Source organism: Quadrisphaera sp. KR29, assembly GCF_052644995.1.
The window spans coordinates 124,457-141,967 of sequence record NZ_JBQXXG010000008.1 but is presented as its reverse complement, the minus strand read 5'-3'; the positions used below and the strand labels follow the sequence as shown (position 1 = coordinate 141,967).

15 protein-coding genes are annotated in these 17,511 nt (G+C 77.0%); 7 read left to right on the top strand and 8 right to left on the bottom strand.

The window, feature by feature from the left end:
• Positions 1–42 precede the first annotated feature (42 nt).
• The 7 genes from dhaK to ACUN9U_RS09540 all read right to left on the bottom strand — a co-directional run bounded on the left by dhaK (position 43) and on the right by ACUN9U_RS09540 (position 7,725).
• Entirely contained in the window at positions 43–1,038 is a 996-nt protein-coding gene (gene dhaK, locus ACUN9U_RS09570; protein WP_445484722.1) for a dihydroxyacetone kinase subunit DhaK, read from the bottom strand.
• 51 nt (positions 1,039–1,089) lie between these two features.
• Complete coding sequence (dhaL, locus tag ACUN9U_RS09565) at positions 1,090–1,734, bottom strand: dihydroxyacetone kinase subunit DhaL (RefSeq protein ID WP_445484721.1); 645 nt, start codon at positions 1,732–1,734, stop codon at positions 1,090–1,092.
• Entirely contained in the window at positions 1,731–2,519 is a 789-nt protein-coding gene (locus ACUN9U_RS09560) for an HAD-IA family hydrolase (RefSeq protein ID WP_445484769.1), read from the bottom strand. The genes dhaL and ACUN9U_RS09560 overlap by 4 nt, the downstream gene beginning before the upstream one ends.
• Positions 2,519–3,382: a class II fructose-bisphosphate aldolase gene (locus ACUN9U_RS09555; protein ID WP_445484719.1), complete on the bottom strand. Its 864-nt coding sequence runs from the start codon at positions 3,380–3,382 to the stop codon at positions 2,519–2,521. The genes ACUN9U_RS09560 and ACUN9U_RS09555 overlap by 1 nt, the downstream gene beginning before the upstream one ends.
• A gap of 103 nt (positions 3,383–3,485) precedes the next feature.
• Positions 3,486–5,204, bottom strand: coding sequence for a GAF domain-containing protein (locus tag ACUN9U_RS09550; RefSeq protein WP_445484718.1), 1,719 nt, complete (start codon positions 5,202–5,204; stop codon positions 3,486–3,488).
• A 111-nt stretch (positions 5,205–5,315) separates the two neighbouring features.
• The gene (locus tag ACUN9U_RS09545) at positions 5,316–5,594 is read right to left on the bottom strand and encodes a hypothetical protein (RefSeq protein WP_445484717.1); all 279 of its coding nucleotides are present in this window, start codon (positions 5,592–5,594) and stop codon (positions 5,316–5,318) included.
• Positions 5,595–5,604: 10 nt separating this feature from the next.
• Positions 5,605–7,725, bottom strand: coding sequence for a M3 family metallopeptidase (locus ACUN9U_RS09540; protein WP_445484716.1), 2,121 nt, complete (start codon positions 7,723–7,725; stop codon positions 5,605–5,607).
• A gap of 154 nt (positions 7,726–7,879) precedes the next feature.
• On the opposite strand from ACUN9U_RS09540, the gene ACUN9U_RS09535 reads away from it, so the two are divergent.
• The 5 genes from ACUN9U_RS09535 (at position 7,880) to ACUN9U_RS09515 (ending at position 11,964) form a co-directional block, all read left to right on the top strand.
• Positions 7,880–8,755 (top strand): DUF1206 domain-containing protein, encoded by an 876-nt coding sequence (locus ACUN9U_RS09535; protein ID WP_445484715.1) that lies wholly within the window; start codon positions 7,880–7,882, stop codon positions 8,753–8,755.
• Positions 8,719–9,687, top strand: coding sequence for a DUF1206 domain-containing protein (locus ACUN9U_RS09530; protein WP_445484714.1), 969 nt, complete (start codon positions 8,719–8,721; stop codon positions 9,685–9,687). Before ACUN9U_RS09535 ends, ACUN9U_RS09530 begins: the two co-directional genes overlap by 37 nt.
• Positions 9,688–9,772: 85 nt before the next feature.
• On the top strand, positions 9,773–10,366 hold the full coding sequence (locus ACUN9U_RS09525) for a nitroreductase family protein (RefSeq protein ID WP_445484713.1): 594 nt from the start codon (positions 9,773–9,775) through the stop codon (positions 10,364–10,366).
• A gap of 35 nt (positions 10,367–10,401) precedes the next feature.
• Entirely contained in the window at positions 10,402–11,394 is a 993-nt protein-coding gene (locus tag ACUN9U_RS09520; protein WP_445484712.1) for an acetamidase/formamidase family protein, read from the top strand.
• Positions 11,395–11,520: 126 nt separating this feature from the next.
• Entirely contained in the window at positions 11,521–11,964 is a 444-nt protein-coding gene (locus ACUN9U_RS09515) for an OsmC family peroxiredoxin (protein WP_445484711.1), read from the top strand.
• 42 nt (positions 11,965–12,006) lie between these two features.
• On the opposite strand, the gene ACUN9U_RS09510 is transcribed toward ACUN9U_RS09515, so the two are convergent.
• On the bottom strand, positions 12,007–12,540 hold the full coding sequence (locus ACUN9U_RS09510) for an ATP-binding protein (protein WP_445484710.1): 534 nt from the start codon (positions 12,538–12,540) through the stop codon (positions 12,007–12,009).
• 155 nt (positions 12,541–12,695) lie between these two features.
• On the opposite strand from ACUN9U_RS09510, the gene ACUN9U_RS09505 reads away from it, so the two are divergent.
• Entirely contained in the window at positions 12,696–15,185 is a 2,490-nt protein-coding gene (locus ACUN9U_RS09505) for a GAF domain-containing SpoIIE family protein phosphatase (protein ID WP_445484709.1), read from the top strand.
• A 54-nt stretch (positions 15,186–15,239) separates the two neighbouring features.
• On the top strand, positions 15,240–17,507 hold the full coding sequence (locus ACUN9U_RS09500; RefSeq protein WP_445484708.1) for a S9 family peptidase: 2,268 nt from the start codon (positions 15,240–15,242) through the stop codon (positions 17,505–17,507).
• The last annotated feature ends 4 nt before the right edge of the window (positions 17,508–17,511 follow it).

The window sequence follows — 17,511 nt, the reverse complement described above, 5'->3', positions numbered from 1 at the left end:
TGACGCTCACGTCCTTGATCGTCGAGGGGGAGGAGGAGGCGGTCAGAAGATGCGCAGGCCGATCTCGGCGGGGGCCTCGAGCAGCTGCTTGAGCTGGGCGTCGAGCTTGACCAGCGTGATGGACGCACCGGCCATGTCGAGTGACGTGCAGTACTCCCCCACGTAGTTCTTGGCGACGCGGATCCCGGCGTCGGCCAGGCGCTGGTGGGCGATGCCGTACACGAGGTACAGCTCGCTGATCGGCGTGCCGCCCAGGCCGTTGACCATGAGCGCCACCTCGTCGCCGCTGCTGAACGGCAGGTCGGACACCACCGGGTCGAGCAGGTTGGCGACCAGCGTGTTCGCGTCGGCCATCTTCTCGCGCGAGCGGCCCGGCTCACCGTGGATGCCGACGCCCAGCTCGTACTCGTCCTCGCCCAGCTCGAACAGCGGCGAGCCCTTCGCGGGCGGCGTGCAGCTGGTCAGGGCCAGGCCCATGGTGCGGGTGACGGCGTTGACGCGCTGGCCGAGCTCGACGAGCTCCTCCAGCGAGGCACCCTGCTCCGCGGCGGCGGCGACGGCCTTGATGACGAAGAAGTTCCCCGCCACGCCGCGGCGCCCGACGGTGTAGGAGGAGTCCTTCACGGCGACGTCGTCGTCGATGAGGAGGACCGCCACCTTGATGCCCTCGGCCTCGGCCATCTCCCGGCCCATGTCGAAGGCCATGCGGTCACCGGTGTAGTTGTTCACCAGCAGCAGCACGCCGGCGTCGGAGGCCATGAGCTTGGCGGTCTCGTAGACGTAGTCCATCGGCGGGGCGGCGAAGACGTCGCCCGGGCAGGCGGCGTCGAGCATGCCGCGGCCCACGGCCATGACGTGGGCGGGCTCGTGCCCGGAGCCGGAGCCCTGCACGATCGAGACCTTGCCGGCCACGGGCGCGTCAGCGCGGTGGATGAGGTTGAACTCCGGCACGTAGCGCAGCGTGTCCGGGTTGGCCAGCGCCAGGCCCTGGAGCATCTCCGGGACGAACTGCTTGGGGTTGTTGACGAACTTCTTCACCGCGGTCTCCTCGTCGAGCGTCGGGTCGGGCTGTCGGGTGGGGCTGTCGGGTCAGCGGGAGCGCTCGTCGGCCACCGCCTCGGCCAGGACGGCGACGGCGGTCGCCCCGGCGTCGACCGAGCCGATGCTGCGCTCCCCGGAGTAGGAGGCGCGGCCGCGTCGCGCCTGCATCGAGGCCGTCGCGTCCGCTGCGCGCCGGGCCTCGGTGGCGAAGGCGCGCAGCGCGGTTGGCCCGTCGGCGCCGTCGGCCAGGGCCTCCTCGAGGGCGTCGGTGGCGGGGGCCAGGGCGTCGAGCAGCGTCTTGTCGCCCAGGTCGGCGCCGCCGCGGGCCTTGATGCCGTCGATGCCCGCGCGCAGCGCCTCGACCCACTGCTGCCCGGTGACCTCGGCCGAGCCCTTCACCGTGGTGCCGGCGCGCAGGAAGAGCGTCCCCCAGATGGGCCCGGACGTGCCCCCGATGCGGCTGGTGATGACGAGGGCGACCTTGGTGAGGAAGGTGCCGGGGTCGGACCGGTCGAAGCCGTCCCAACCCTCGAGGACCTTCTCGAAGCCGCGGGCCATGGAGAACCCGAAGTCGCCGTCCCCGGCGACGGCGTCGAGGTCACCGAACTCCTTCTCGTGGTCGACGACGGTCTGGGCGATCGTGCGCACCACGCCCTCGACGTCGGCCTGGGTGGTGGTGGACGTGCTGGTCATCGCTGCTCCTCGCTGCTGGTCGTGGCGGTCCGGGGCGCGGGGCCGTCCAGGACCCGCTCGAGGGTGGCGAGGTCGACGGGCCCGTCGGGCCCGTGGTCGAGGTCGGGCACCACGAGCGCGGCCCCGGTGAAGTCCTCCCCGCCGGTGTAGCTGGAGGTCGTGACCACGCAGCGCAGCCCCGCGCCCAGCGCCGCGCGCAGGCCGTTGCGGCTGTCCTCGACGACGACGACGTCGTCGGCGTCCACCCCGAGCTCGCGCACGGCGAGGACGTAGATGGCGGGGTCGGGCTTCTTGGCCGGCACCACGTCACCGGCGAAGACCGCGAAGCCGGCCGCGCGCTCCTCACCGACGGCGTGCTCGAGGACGGCGCGCACGGACGCCTCCGCCGAGGTGGAGGCCACCGCGAGCGCCCACCCGGCGGCCGCGGCCTCCTCGACGATCCGGGCGATGCCGGGGCGGGCGGGCAGGTCGCCGCGGGCGACCGCCTCGGTGTAGCGGGTGGTCTTGCGCCGGTGCAGGTCGGCGAGCAGCTCCTTCTGCCCCTCGGGGTCGCTGGGCAGGCCGTTGGCGCGCACGAACTCGGGGGTGAGCAGGCTCGCCATGCGCTCCTTGCCGCCGCCGATCCGCAGCTTCTCGGCGTAGTCGTCCTCCGACCAGCGCACGGGCAGACCGACCTCCGCGAAGGTGGCGTTGAAGGCGGGCAGGTGGCCGTCGCGCTCGGTGTCGGCCAGGACGCCGTCGCAGTCGAAGACGAGCGCCCTCCGCCCGCTGCTGGGGCCGGCCATCACGCGGCCTTCCCCGCCGAGCCGAACGTCTCGCACAGGCCCCGGGTGAACCCCACGACGTCGGCGCGCACCGCGGTGAACAGCGACGGCGGGTCCCACGTCCCCCTCTCCTCGGCGCCCTTGAGGAAGGCCAGGGAGGAGCGCATGAAGGTCTCCTTCAGCCCGGTGGAGATGTTGACCTTGGCGCAGCCGCGGGCGATGAGGTCGCCGAACTGCTCGGTGCTCAGCCCCGTGCCGCCGTGCAGCGCCACGGGGATGCCGGTGGCCTCGACGATGGCGGTGACCTTGCCGCCCTCCAGCACGGGAGCGCTGGCGTACTGGCCGTGGGCGTTGCCGATGGCGGGGGCGAAGACGTCGATGCCGGTGGCCCGCACGAACTCCACCTGGCGCTCCACCGCCAGGCGCCCGTCGGGGCCGACCGCCTCGGAGCCGACGCCGTCCTCCACGCCGATGCCCTCGATCTCACCCTCGACGTGCGCGCCGAACCCGCGGGCCTCGGCGACCACCTCGACGGTCTGGCGCTGGTTCTCCTCCAGCGTCAGCTCGTGGGCGTCGAAGAGCACCGAGTTCCACCCGCGCTGCAGGCACTCGGAGATGACCGCGCGGTCGGGGCAGTGGTCCAGGTGCAGCGTGACCGGCACCTCGATGCCGCGCGTCATCGCCGTCCACATCGAGAACAGGACCTCCGAGCCGATGCTCTTCACGGTCTTGACGCTCGTCTGGACGATCAGCGGCGAGCGCGCCTCGACGGCGCCGGCGAGGACGCCCTCGAGGGTCAGGTCGTTGAGGACGTTGACCGCCGGCACGCCGTAGCGCTGCTGCGCGGCCGGGCCGACGATCTCGGTGAGGGGGACGACGGGCATGCGCCGACGCTAGGTCGCCCGCGACGGGTCGCGGATCGGGCAGGTCCCCCATCCTCCGTGGCCGCGGGGTGGGGAGATCCCCCATCCCGCGGCGGCGCGGAGGTCAGTGGAGGCGGGCGGCGACGAGCGCGGTCCGGCTGTGCACGCCGTGCTTGCGCAGCAGCGAGCCGACGTGCTTCTCCACCGTCTTGCGGGTGATGACCAGCTCGTCGGCGATCTGGCGGTCCGACCAGCCGCGCTCCAGCAGCGCCAGCACCTCCCGCTCCCGGGGGGTGGCTCCGGCGGGGGCGACCTCGGGACCGCTCCGCGCCGGGTCGGCGCCGGCGGCACCCCGGGCGGCGCGCTGCAGGGCCGCGGACAGCTCCGCGGCGCCGACGTCGTCGGGCAGGCCGGCCAGCAGGACCACCGGCATCCCCGGGTGCGCGCGGTGCAGCGCCTCCACGGCGGCGCCGGCCCCACCCTCGCGCGCGGCGCCGACGAGCACCACGTGGGGCCTGGCCGCCCCCGCGGCGCCGGCGAGCTCGGCGGCACCGGCCACCTGGGCGACCACCCTGGTGCCCGACCCGGGCTGCGCGAGCAGCGCGGCCAGGCCCGCCCGCACCGCGGGCCTGCCGTCCACCACGAGCACGCCGGTGGTCGGCGCCGCGGGCGCCGCCGCCTCACCGGTCTGCCGCGAGCGCGGCAGGTGCAGGCGCAGGTGCGTGCCCCAGCCGGGGGTGGTGGTCACCGCTCCGCTGCCGCCGAGCCGCTCGGTGGCCGCGACCAGCTCGAGCAGCTCGGGGTCCGGCTGGTCGCTCGCGCCGCCGTCGTCCTCGACGAGGAGGGCCACGCCGTCGTCGCCGTGCACCAGCCCGACGCGCAGGGCGCCGGCACGCGCCCCGGTGCCCAGGCGCAGCACCGCGGAGCGCACCGCCAGCACGAGGTGGTCCGCGACGTCGCGGCCGACGGTCCTCGCCGGCCCGGCCACGACCACCCGCACGGGCAGCGCGAGGGTGCGGTGGGCCCAGGCGGCCTCGGCGCGCAGCGCGGCCTCCACCGCCGCGGGGGCCACCGGGCCGCTGCCGGCGCCCCACCCCGTCACCGGGCTCGAGGACGCCTGCCGCGAGGCGGCCAGCGCGCAGCGGGCGGCGGCCTCGGCGGGTCCGGGGCGGCCGTGGGCGAGGTGGTCGACCACCTCGGCGAGGTGGCGCCCGGTGCGCTCGGCGGCGCGGGCGGCGGCCGCCTCGCGGTCGCGGGCGGCCGCGGTGGCGCGCTCGCGCTCGGACAGCGCCGCGTGCAGGCGCGCGGCGGACAGGGCCACCGCGGCGTGGCGGGCGAAGAGGGCCAGCAGCTCGGCGTCACCGGCGGTGAAGCGGCGGGCCGGGTCGGCGGAGAAGACGACGAGCGCGCCGAGCACCGCCCCGGCGGGGCCGTGCAGGACCGGGACGCCCACGGCGGCGTGCAGCCGGGCCCTGTCGACGGCGTGCAGGTGCCCGGCGGGCACGTCGGCGTAGTCCTCCACGATGACGGTGGCCTCCCCGCGCAGCACCAGGCCCGTCAGTCCCTCGTCGACGGGGAAGCTGCGCCCGGCGTCGCAGACGACGCCGACCTCCACCTCCTTGCGGTAGGTGCGCCCGCCGTCCTCCAGCAGGCTCACCGCGCCGTCGGCGCAGCCCAGCAGCTCCAGGGCCGCGCGCAGCACCCGCTCCAGCAGCGGGCGCAGCCGCAGCTCTCCCGCGAGGTGCTCGGCCAGCCCGGCCAGCAGCTCGGCGGCCTCCGGGCCCGTGCCCGGGGTGCGACCCGTCGCCGTCGCCGTCGTCGCCCGCTCGTGCAGCGCCGTCATCAGCCCCCGCCTCGCCCGCCGGACCGCAGCGTCCGGACGGCGCCATGGTGCCCTAGGGCCGCCTGGACGTCGTGGGCGAGCCCCGCCCCGCACCTGCGGGCGCAGGCGACCTCAGCCGCCGACCACCCCGGCGGAGCGCAGGACGCCGATGGTCAGCAGCACGAGGAACAGCGCGGCCGCGGCCGCGGAGGTGAAGAAGCCGACGAGCACCGTGCGCGGGTTGGAGGCGTCACCGTCGATGACCCGACGGCGGGCGCGCACCGCGAGCCAGATCCCGGGGAAGCCCCCCAGCAGCAGCAGGGGCACGACCACGCCCAGCAGCAGCGAGGCGAGCCCCACCGCGGCCGAGACGGCGCCCAGCCCGTTGTTCTCCCCCGGCACCCGCGGCACGGCCGGCCCCTCAGGAGCCGGTGGCGGCGAGGCCCCGGCGCTCCAGGAGGGGCTCGACCCGCGGGTCGCGGCCGCGGAAGGCGCGGTAGGCGGCGGCGAGGTCGACGGCGCCGCCGCGCGAGAGCACCTCGCGGGCGAAGGCCGCGCCGTTCACCCGGCGCAGCCCGCCGTGCTCGGCGAACCACTCCACGGTGTCGGCGTCGAGCACCTCGCTCCACAGGTAGGAGTAGTAGCCCGCCGAGTACCCGCCGGAGAAGACGTGGTTGAAGTACGTGGACCGGTAGCGCGGCGGCACCAGCTCCAGCGCCACGCCGTGCCGCTCCAGCGCCGCGGCCTCGAAGGCCTCCACGTCGTCGGACTCGACCGCCTCTCCCGGCGCCAGCTGGTGCCAGGCCTGGTCGAGCAGCATCGCGGCCACGATCTCCGTGGTCGCGAAGCCCTGGCCGTAGGAGCGGGAGGCCAGCAGCGCCGAGACCTGCTCGGCGGGCAGCGGCCGGCCGGTCTCGACGTGGCGGGCGTAGGCGGGCAGCAGTGCCGGGTCCCACGCCCACACCTCGTTGACCTGGGAGGGGAACTCCACGAAGTCGCGCGGGACCGTGGTACCGCTCAGCCGGGGGTAGCGGACGTCGGAGAGCAGCCCGTGCAGCGCGTGCCCGAACTCGTGGAAGGCGGTCTCCACCTCGTCCGGGGTCAGCAGCGCCGGCTCGCCGTCGGGCGGGCGGGGCACGTTGAGGTTGTTGACGACGACGGGGCGCGACGTCCGGGCGGGCCGGCCCTCCGCGGCCGGGAGCGCGACCTGGTCGACGTAGTTGCTCATCCACGCCCCGCCGCGCTTGGACTCCCGGGCGAAGAAGTCGCCCAGGAAGAGCCCCACGGACGCTCCGGCCTCGTCGAAGACCTCCCACGTGCGCACGTCGGGGTGGTACGTCGGCAGGTCGGGGCGCTCGGTGAAGGTGAGCCCGTACAGGGCGGTCGCGGCGGCGAAGACGCCGCGGGTGATGACGGCGTCCAGCTCGAAGTAGGGCCGCAGCTCGGCCGGGTCCAGGCTGAAGCGGCGGGCGCGCACCCGGGCGGCGGCCCACGCCCAGTCCCACGGGCGCAGCTCGGCGTCCCGGCCTCCCGCGTCCTGGCCCTCCACCGCGCGCAGCTCCTCGGCCAGCTCCAGGGCCTCCCCGCGCGCGTTGCTCACCGCCGCGGGCACCACCGAGGTCAGCAGCTCCATGACCGCCTCCACGGACGGGGCGGTGGCGTCGGCCAGCACGTGCTCGGCGTGGTGGGCGGCGCCCAGCAGCCCCGCGCGCTCGGCGCGCAGCGCGGCGATCCGCACCAGCAGGGGCCGGGTGTCGTGCTCACCGCCCAGCCCGCGCGTGGTGGAGGCGCGGAACACGCGCTCGCGCAGCCCGCGGTGGTCCAGGGAGGCCAGCACCGGCTGGTCGGTGGGCAGCGACAGGGGCAGCACCCACCCCTGCAGGCCGCGGGCGGTGGCGGCCTGGGCGGCGGCGGCGCGCTCGCCGTCGGACAGGCCCGCCAGCTCGGCGGCGTCGGTGACGTGCACGGCCGCGGCGTTGGTCGCGGCCAGCAGCGCGGTGCCGAACTGGGTGGTCAGCCGCGCCAGCTCCCCGTTGACCTCGCGCAGGCGGGCCTTGGCGCCCTCGTCCAGGCCGGCGCCGGCGCGGGCCAGGTCGCGCCACCAGCGCTCCAGCACCGCGCGCTGCTCGGCGTCCAGGACCTCGCCGTCGGCGTCCGGCCCGCCGTCGCTCGTCTGGTCGCGCACCGCGGTCAGCCGGGCGAAGAGGCGGCTGTCGAGGTGGATCGCGTCGGAGTGCGCCGTCAGCTCCGGCGCCAGCTCGGCCTCCACGGCGCGCAGCGCGTCGTCGGAGTCGGAGGAGACGAGGTTGTAGAAGGCGTTGGCGGCGCGGGCCAGCAGCTCACCGGAGGCCTCCAGCGCCCCGACGGTGCTCGCGAACGAGGCCGGCGCGGCCGAGGTGGCCACGGCCTCCACCTCCGCGCGCTGCTGGGCCATCCCCTCGCGCAGCGCGGGCGCGAAGTGCTCGGTGCGCAGGGCGTCGAAGGGCGGCAGGCCGTGCGGCAGGGTGCTCGGTGCGGCCAGGGGGTTCTCGGGGTCCAGCACCCGGGCGACGCTATCCCAGCGCCTGCGCCACCGGTCGCCCCCGCCGCCGACTGCCCGCGCCACCGGACGCCGGCGCCGATGCGCCCGCTGACCTGCTGCGCTGCCGTGCCGCGCCGACGTGCCGAGCGGGCCCGGCAGGTCCAGCATGTGCGCTGTGCCGCCGTCGTCAGCGTCGCCGTCGTCGTCGCCGTCCTCGGCCGGGGACGCCGGTCGGCGCGCCGGTGCGCAGGCCGGGCGCAGCGCGCAGGAGCTGCACCGCCGCCTGGAGCCCGTGGCCCGGGTGGGCTTCGTGGTCTCCGGGCTGCTCCACGTCCTCATCGGTGCGCTGGCCGTGCGCATCGCCCTCGGCGGCTCGGGCGGGTCGGGCGGCTCGGGCAGCGCCGACTCCAGCGGCGCGCTCGCCGAGGTCGCCGGCACGCCCTTCGGCGGCCTCGCGCTGTGGACTGCGGTGGTGGCGCTGGCGGCCCTCGGGCTGTGGCAGCTGCTCGACGGCGCCCTGCAGGCCCGCGCCCGCGAGGCCGGAGAGGCCGCCAAGGGACTGGGCAAGGGCGTCGTCTACCTCGTCCTGGCCGGCACCGCCCTGACCTTCGCGCGGGGCGGATCGTCCTCCTCGGAGTCCTCCACCGACGACGTCACCGCCACGCTCATGGGCTCTCCGGGCGGCGCCCTCCTCGTGGGCGCCGTGGGGCTGGCGGTGCTGGGCGGCGGCGGCTACCTGGTCTACAAGGGCTGCTCGCGCAAGGTCGCGGACGACCTCGCCGGCTCCGGCCCGTCCGGGAGGGCCCGCGGCGCGGCGCTGTGGGCGGGGCGCGCCGGGTACGTCGCCAAGGGCCTGGCCCTGGTGGTGGTCGGGGTCCTGTTCCTGGTCGCGGCCGTGCGCAACGACCCCTCCCGGGCCGGGGGCCTGGACGCGGCCATGCGCACGCTCGTGGGCGCCCCGTTCGGGGTCGCGCTGCTGCTGGCCGTCGGGGTGGGCTTCGCGCTGTACGGCGTGTGGTGCTTCGTGCGGGCCCGCTGGGGCGAGCTCTGAGCCCGGGCCCGCAGCTGGCCGAGCACGCCGGGCGCGGGCCGGGCGGCGCGCTGCACCGCCGGCTCGGGCGGCTCGGCCGGCACCTGCAGCGGTGGCTGCACCCGCTGCGCTCCCGGCTGGACCGCGACGGCGACGGCGAGGTCTCCGACGACGTCGAGGACGGCGCCCGCGCCGCCCGCGAGCACCTCGAGCCCCTCGCCCGGGTCGGGTACGCCCTCAGCGGCGTCCTGCACGTGCTCATCGGTGGGCTGGCCGTGCGGCTCGCCCTCGGCGCACGCGGCGGCACCGCCGACCAGGGCGGGGCGCTGGCCGCGGTGGCCGGCACGCCGGGCGGCTCGGTGCTGCTGTGGGCCGCGAGCGCCGCGCTCGCGGCGCTGGCGCTGTGGCACCTGGTCGACGGCGCGCTGGAGCTGCGCTGGCGTCAGCGTTCGGCGGGCGTGAAGGACCTGGCCAAGGGCGTGGTCTACAGCGCCGTGGTGGTCACCGCCGCCACCTACGCCGCGGGCGGGCGGACGGACACCGAGGAGACCAGCGACGACGTCACCGAGCAGCTCATGGAGCAGCTGCTCGGCACGCTGGCGGTGGCCGCCGCGGGGCTCGTCGTCGTGGGCGTGGGGCTCTACCACGTCGCCAAGGGCGTGCGGCGCCGCTTCCGGGAGGACCTCACCCTCCCCGACGGGCCCGCGCGCCTGGGCGTCGACGTGGCAGGGGTCGTGGGCTACGCCGCCAAGGGGCTGGCGCTGTGCGTCGTCGGGGGGCTGTTCGTCGTCGCGGCCGCCACGAACGACCCCCGCGAGGCCGGGGGTCTGGACGCCGCGCTGCGGGCCCTGCTGGAGCTGCCCGCGGGGCCGGTCCTGCTGGGCTGCGTGGGCGCCGGCTTCGCCGCGTACGGCGCCTACGCCGTGGTGAGGGCCCGGCTGGGGCACCTGTGAGGCCGCCGCGCCCCCGAGGGCGCGGCGGAGGCGGAACCCTCCCGCGCGCGGGAAGGTTCCGCGGCGGCCGTCGGTTGCCACGGCCGTGACCACCACCGCCGTCCGGGGCACCGCCGGAGCGCAGGACGTCCACCCGCTGCTGTCCGAGCGCTGGAGCACCCGCGCCTTCGACGCCGAGCACGTCCTGGACGCCGAGACCGCGGGCCGGCTGCTCGAGGCCGCGCGCTGGTCGCCCAGCGCCAAGAACACCCAGCCCTGGCGCTTCGTGGTGGCCCTGCGCGGCACCCCCGAGCACGAGGTGCTCCTGGGCACCCTCATGGGCTTCAACCGGGTGTGGGCCGACAAGGCCTCCGCGCTGGTGCTCGTGGCCGCCGAGCGCACCACGCCGCAGGGGCAGGTGCAGCGCTGGGCCGACCTCGACGCCGGCCAGGCGGTGGCGCACCTGGGCGTGCAGGCCGCCGCCGAGGGCCTGGTGGTCCACACCATGGGCGGCTTCGAGGTCGAGCAGGTGCGCGCCGCCTTCGAGGTGCCCGAGGGCGTGGAGCCGCTCGTGGTGGTGGCGGTCGGGCGCCAGGGCGACCTGTCGGCGCTGGACGAGAAGGCCCGCCAGCGCGAGCTGGACCGCTCCCGGCGCCCGCTGCCGGAGCTGCTGCTGCCGCTGCGGGCCGCCGCGCGCTGAGCCCGCTCGAGCGCGGCGCCGGAGAGGAGTCCCACGTGAGGCACCGCCTCGACCCGGCCGACCACCCCCCGCACGGCCGCCTGGACCCGTCACTGGCCCCCGCGCTGGTGGTGGACGACGGCGACGTCGTCGTCGCCTCCACCCTGGACTCCGGCTGGCACGCGCCGCACCAGGGCGAGGACGCGCTCGCCAGCGGTGAGCTGGAGCCCTGGCCCGGGCACGACCCGGCGCTGGACCCCGGGCACGCGCTCACCGGGCCGGTGGCGGTGCGCGGCGCGCTGCCGGGCGACGTGCTCGAGGTGCGGGTGCTGGACGTGGTGCCGGGGGCGTGGGCGCTGACGGGCGCCGGCTCGAGGGAGACCTACGCCGACCGCGCCGCCGGGGTGGACCGCCTGCCCCGCGAGGTGCTCGTCTGGCGCCTCGACGAGCAGCGGCGCACCGCCGTGGACCAGCACGGCGACAGCGTCGCCGTGCGCGCCTTCCCGGGGCTGGTGGGCACCTGCCCCGCCGTCCCGGCCGGGGCGCCGCCGCGCTCGACGGTCCCCCCGCGGCGCACCGGCGGCAACGTCGACTGCCGCGAGCTGGTGGCCGGCTCGGCGCTGTTCCTGCCGGTGGAGGTGCCCGGGGCGCTGCTGTCCGTCGGGGACGGGCACGCGGCGCAGGGCGACGGCGAGGTCGCCGGCGTCGCGCTGGAGTGCCCCCTGGAGCGCCTGGAGCTGCAGCTGGTCCTGCACCGCGGTCAGGGGTGGTGGTCGCTGCCGGGCGGCAGGCCGTGGGCGCAGACCCCCGCCGGGGTGGTGGTCCTGGGCTGCGGCACCACGCTGGACCAGGCGGCCGCCGACGCGCTGGGGGGCGTCGTGGACCTGCTCTGCCGCCGGCACGGGCTCTCCCGGCAGCGGGCGCTGGCGCTGGCCTCGGCGGCGGTCGACCTGCGCGTCACGCAGGTGGTCAACGGCGGTGTGCACGGGGTGCACGCCGTGCTGCCGCCCGGTCGGCTGCAGGTGGGCGAGCCACCTCGCGGCGCGTGATCGAGTCGCACGCGATAGGTTCAGGACTGCGGTCCGGCCCCGCCGGGCCCGCACCGACAGCAGACGTGGCGACCACTGGCGACCACTGGCGACCACGGGCGACCACTGGCAAGCAGAGGAGACGAGATGCCCACCCGCACCGCTCGCACCGCCTGGAACGGCACCCTCGAGCAGGGCTCCGGCCAGGTCGAGCTCACCAGCTCCGGCGTCGGCACCTACACCGTGTCCTTCCCCAAGCGCGCCGCCGACGACGCCGACGGCACCACCAGCCCCGAGGAGCTCATCGCCGCCGCGCACTCCTCCTGCTTCGCGATGCAGCTGTCGGCGCTCATCGCCCAGGCCGGTGGCACGCCGCAGTCCCTGCAGGTCACGGCAGACGTCTCCCTCGGCCCGGACTCCCAGGCCGGGGGCTTCAAGCTCACCGGCATCAAGCTGACCGTGGTCGGCGAGGTCGAGGGCCTGGACGAGGCCGGCTTCGCCAAGGCCGCAGCCGACGCCAAGGCCGGCTGCCCGGTCAGCAAGGCCCTGACCGGCGTGGAGATCACCCTGGACGCCTCGCTGGAGTCCTGAGAGCGCTGCCGAGGGCGCCCGGGGCCACGGCCCCGGGCGCCCTCACGCGTCGGCGGCCCGGGCGGGCGGGGTGGCCGCAGCGGGGCCGGCGTCCGAGCCGGCCAGCTCCCCGGCAGCAGCCTCGCCGCCTGCGGCGGCGGCGCCGGCGGCCAGCACGGACCCGCTGCGCAGCCCCAGGTGCTTCACCAGCACCACCGTGGTCCCCGACTCCCCCGGCTCGAAGTGGAGCTGGTCCACGAGGATCCGCATGAGGCCCAGCCCGCGCCCGTGGGTGAGGTCGCTGCTCGGTCCCTCGGCGAGCACCTCGGCGGCCGCGCGAGCGGGGTCGAAGCCGCCGCCGCCGTCGACGACCTCGATGCGGCACCACTCGCCCTCCACGCGGATCCGCACCTCGAAGTCGGCGCCCGCGCCGGCGTGCTGGACCACGTTGCTGCAGGCCTCGGTGACGGCCAGGGCGATGTCGTCGATGCTCTGGCGGTTGACTCCGAGCTCGGTGAGCGTGGCGGTGGCGAGGTGGCGGACGACGGGGACGTGGCGCACGTCCGTCGGCAGCCGGAGCCCGTAGCTGAGGTGCACGGTGCCTCCTGGTCGGCGGGGTGGCGCAGCAGCGGTGCGATGATGGCACGGTCCTACCCGCGCAGGCCGAGCGCACACCCCGTGACCACCCGACGATCCACAGCGTGGTCCGGCGGTGACCGCGGGCACGGCCCGCCCAGCACCGCAGGAGCCACGTGCCCCCCGCCCAGCGGCCCACGGCCACCCCTCCCGAGGTCCCCACGGGCAGCGCCGGCTCCGACGCCGCGGCCCTCGACCGCGCCGTCGCCGGCGCCACCGAGGCGGCCGCCTCGGGGCCCCCCACGGCCTCGGCCACCACGGCCACCACGGCCGGCACGGCCAGCACGGCCACCGCGCCGGGGGTGGCGGCCCTGTCCGCCGACGCCCTCGCCGCCGCGGCGGCGGCGTGCGCCGACGAGCCGATCCGGGTGCCCGGCACGGTGCAGCCCCACGGGCACCTCCTCGTCATCGGCCAGGGACCCGGGGGCCTGCCGGTGCTGTCGGCCTCCGCGGGCGCCGCCGAGGCGCTCGGGGCGGCGGCCCGCGCGGGCGGCCGCCTGGAGGACCTCTCCCCCGAGCTCGCCGCGCTCGTGAGCGCCGTCGCCGGCGGTGAGGACGACCAGGCCACCACCACCCGGCCCGTGGAGCTGCCGCCCGGCTCCGGGGTCACCCACCACGCGGTGGCCCACCGCACCGCCGCCCGCAGCGCCGGTGGCGCGGGACAGGCCCCGCCCGGCGCGGTGGTGGTGCTCGAGCTCGAGCCGGCTGACGGCGACGAGGGCGCCGCCAGCCCGTGGCACCTGCAGCTGCCCGCGGTGCTGCGACACCTGCAGGACGCCGGGACCGTCGCGGACCTGACCGCCGGGCTGGCCGCCGGCGTGCGGCGCCTCACCGGCTTCGACCGGGTCATGGTCTACCGCTTCGACCAGGAGTGGAACGGGGAGGTGGTCGCCGAGGAGCGCCGCGACGACCTGGAGCCCTTCCTCGGGCTGCGCTACCCCGCCACCGACATCCCCGCCCAGGCCCGCGCGCTCTACGCCCGCCAGTGGCTGCGCATCATCCCGACGTCGAGCTACGAGCCGGTGCCGCTGGAGCCGGCGCAGCCCACCGGCGAGCCCCTCGACCTGTCGCTGGCGGTGCTGCGCAGCGTCTCCCCGGTGCACCTGCAGTACCTGCGCAACATGGGCGTGGCGGCCTCGATGTCCATCTCCCTCCTGCACGGGGACCGGCTGTGGGGCCTCATCGCGTGCCACCACTACGCCGGGCCGCACCGCCCCAGCGTCCCGGTGCGCACCGCCGCGGAGTTCCTCGGGCGCACCGCCTCGCTGCTGCTGCCCGTGGCGGTGGGGCGCGAGGCCGACCAGGACGTCGTGGCCGCCGCCCGCGTGCGCGCGCGCCTGACCGAGCTGCTGGCCGAGCACCCCGACATGCCGGTGGAGGCGCTGACCCGCGAGGAGGTGACCGTGGCCGACCTCGTGCCCTGCGGCGGGGTCGCGGTGCGCCTGCACGGGGAGCTGCGGGTGCTGGGCACCACCCCGCCGGCGGGGGTGGTGGCGGCGCTCGCGGGAGCGCTCGGCGACGGGCCGCTGGTGACCTCGTGCCTGGCCGAGGCCGTCCCCGGCGCCGCCCAGCGCGCCGGCGCCGCCGCGGACCCCGGGCAGGTGTGGGCGGTGGCCAGCGGCGTGCTGGCGGCGCCCGTCTCCGGGGGGCAGCCCGGCGACCTGGTCGCCTGGTTCCGCCCGGAGGTCCTGCAGGAGGTCACCTGGGGCGGCGACCCCCGCTCCCACGAGGTCGTCAGCGACCCCGGTGGGGCGCTGCGCCTGTCTCCCCGGCACTCCTTCGCGGCGTGGAGCGAGACCGTGCGGCGCACCGCGCAGGCGTGGGCGCCCCACGAGGTGGAGGCGGCGCTGGGGCTGGTGCGCCACCTGTCGGACTCCATGCTGCGCGAGGTGGAGCGCACCAACCGGCTCGCGACCGCGCTGCAGCAGACCCTGCTGCTGGAGAAGCTCCCCGACGTGCCGGGGCTCGACCTGGCGGTGCGCTACGTGCCCCACAGCGACGACGTGGTCGGCGGGGACTGGTACGACATCGTGCCGCTGGCCGACGGGTGCACCGCGGTGGTGCTCGGGGACGTGGCGGGCCACGGGCTGGCCGCCTCGGCGATCAGCGCCCAGATGCGCAACGCGCTGCGGGCCCACGTGCTGGCCACCCGCGACCCGGCGCAGGCCCTCGGCCGCCTCAACGACCTGGTGACCCGGCTCCTGCCCGGTGAGCTGGCCACCGCCGTCGTCGTCGTGGTCGACCCGGCCACCGGGGCGGCGACCATCGCCAACGCCGGCCACCCGCCGCTGGTGCTGCGCGGGGCCGACGGGACGGCGGTGCTGGTGGACGACGGGGCGCGCGGCCCGGCCGTCGGCCTGCTCGACGAGGTCGAGCACACGGCCACCCGGGTGCAGCTGCAGCCGGGCGGAGCGCTGCTGCTGTACTCCGACGGCCTCGTCGAGGAGCGCAGGTCGGCCTGGACCGAGCGCCTCGAGCGCGTCCTGGCCACCGCCAGCGGCCCCGCGGGCTCCCTGGACGCGCTGTGCGACCAGCTGATGCGCTCGGTCTCGGCGCGCGCCGACGACACCACGGTGCTCGCCGTCGGCTGGGTGCCCCGGGCCTGAGCACGGCCGCCGCGGCCGACGGCGCCGCGCTGGGTGCGCCGTAGGGTCGGGTCCGTGAGCAGCGCCCCCGACCTGCAGACCGACGCCCAGCCGCCGCAGGGGCCGCAGGCTCCGGAGCACCCGCCGGTGGCCCCCCGCGAGCGCGTGGTGCGCGAGCACCACGGCGACGTCGTCGTCGACGAGCACGAGTGGCTGCGCGACGCCGAGGACCCGCGGGTGCGGGAGCTGGTCGACGCCGAGAACGCGTGGGCGGCGGCGCGCACGGCGCACCTGGAGCCGCTGCGCGAGCAGCTGTTCGAGGAGGTGCGCTCGCGCACGCAGGAGAGCGACCTGTCGGTGCCCTCCCGCGACGGCGCGTGGTGGTACTACCGGCGCACGGTGGAGGGCCAGCAGTACGGGCTCATCTGCCGGGTCCGCGCCGAGGGCGCGGTGGAGGACCCGGCCGCCTGGGAGCCGCCGGCGCTGCCGGAGGACGGCTCGGCGCTGGCCGGTGAGCAGGTGCTCCTGGACGGCAACGTCGAGGCGGCGGGCTCGGCCTTCTTCTCCCTGGGCGCCGCCTCGGTCAGCCCCGACGGGCAGCTGCTGGCGTGGTCGGCGGACACCACCGGCGACGAGCGCTTCACGCTGCGGGTGCGCGACCTCGTCAGCGGCGCCGACCTCGAGGTCGCCGTCGCCGGCCTGGGCCACGGCGCCACGTGGGCCTCGGACTCGCGCACGCTGCTGTACTCGGTGGTCGACGAGGCCTGGCGGCCCTTCGAGGTGCGCCGCCACGTGGTCGGCGAGAGCGCGCCCGACGGCGCCGGTGACGCCGTGGTGCTGCGCGAGGACGACGAGCGGTACTGGCTGGGCGTGGGCCGCACCCGCTCCGGGCGGTTCATCGTGCTGTCGGCGGGGTCCAAGAGCACCTCGGAGGTGTGGCTGCTCGACGCCGGGGGCGTGGACCGGGGGCCCGGGCAGGTGCCGGTCTCGGTGGCGGGGCGGCGCGAGGGCGTGGAGTACTCCGTGGACCACGCCGTCCTGGGCGGGCGCGACGCGCTGCTGGTGCTGCACGACGACGGCGCGCCCGACTTCGAGCTGTCCCTGCTGGACGCCGAGGGGGTCCTCGACGGCTCCGCCGACCCCGCGACCGCCCACGAGCGGTGGACCACCGTCATCGGTCACGAGCCGGGGCGCCGCCTGGAGGACGTCGACGCCTTCGCCGGCCACGTCGCGGTCTCCTGGCGGCGCGAGGCGCTGCCGCGCGTCGCCGTCCTGAGGGTCGGCCGGGACGGCGTGCTGGGCGCGCCGGAGGAGGTGCCGGTGCCCACGGCGCTGGCCTCCTCGGTGCTGGCGGGCAACCCCTCCTCCGCCGCGCCCCTGCTGCGCCTGCAGCAGACGTCGTTCACCACGCCGGTGCGCGTGGTCGACCTGGACCTGTCCGGGGGGCAGCGCGACGGGCAGCTGGTGCTGCGCCGCCAGACGCCCGTGCGCGGCGGCTACGACGCCTCGGCCTACGTCGAGGAGCGCACCTGGGCGACGGCTCCCGACGGGGTGCGGGTGCCGCTGTCGGTGGTGCGCCGCGCCGACGTCGCCGCCGACGGCACCGCGCCGGGCTACCTGTACGGCTACGGCAGCTACGAGGTCAGCCTGGACCCGTGGTTCTCCGTGCCCCGGCTGTCGCTGCTGGACCGCGGCGTGGTCTTCGCGGTGGCGCACGTGCGCGGCGGGGGCGAGCTGGGCCGGCGCTGGTACGAGGACGGGCGCCTGGCGCACAAGCGCAACACCTTCACCGACTTCGTCGCTGCCGCCGAGCACCTGGTCCGCGAGCGGTGGGTCGACCCGGCGCGCCTGGTCGCCTCCGGGGGCTCGGCGGGCGGGCTGCTCGTGGGCGCGGCGCTGAACCTGGCGCCGCGGCTGTTCACCGGGGTGCTGGCGGCGGTGCCCTTCGTCGACCCGCTGACCACCATGCTCGACGAGTCGCTGCCGCTGACCGTGCCCGAGCAGGAGGAGTGGGGCGACCCGATCCGCGACGCCGACGCGTACGCGCTCATCAAGGGCTACGCGCCCACGGAGAACCTGCCGTCGGTGGAGGACGGCGGGCCGGGCTCGCCGACGTGGCCGGAGCTGCTGGTGACGACCAGCCTGCACGACACGCGCGTGCTCTACGTGGAGCCGTTCAAGTGGGTGGCGCGGATGCGGGCCCAGGCCCCCGACGGCGCCCCCGGGGTGCTGCTCAAGACCGAGGTGGACGGCGGGCACGGCGGGCGGTCGGGGCGCTACGAGACCTGGCGCGAGCGCGCCTTCGAGGACGCCTGGGCCCTGGACGTGCTCGGGCTGGCCTGACGCC

Excerpts from the sequence above, each read along its gene's own strand:
- dhaL (WP_445484721.1), bottom strand. The coding sequence starts at position 1,734 with ATGACCAGCACGTCCACCACCACCCAGGCCGACGTCGAGGGCGTGGTG.
- ACUN9U_RS09560 (WP_445484769.1), bottom strand. The coding sequence starts at position 2,519 with ATGGCCGGCCCCAGCAGCGGGCGGAGGGCGCTCGTCTTCGACTGCGAC.
- ACUN9U_RS09555 (WP_445484719.1), bottom strand. The coding sequence starts at position 3,382 with ATGCCCGTCGTCCCCCTCACCGAGATCGTCGGCCCGGCCGCGCAGCAG.
- ACUN9U_RS09550 (WP_445484718.1), bottom strand. The coding sequence starts at position 5,204 with ATGACGGCGCTGCACGAGCGGGCGACGACGGCGACGGCGACGGGTCGC.
- ACUN9U_RS09515 (WP_445484711.1), top strand. The coding sequence starts at position 11,521 with ATGCCCACCCGCACCGCTCGCACCGCCTGGAACGGCACCCTCGAGCAG.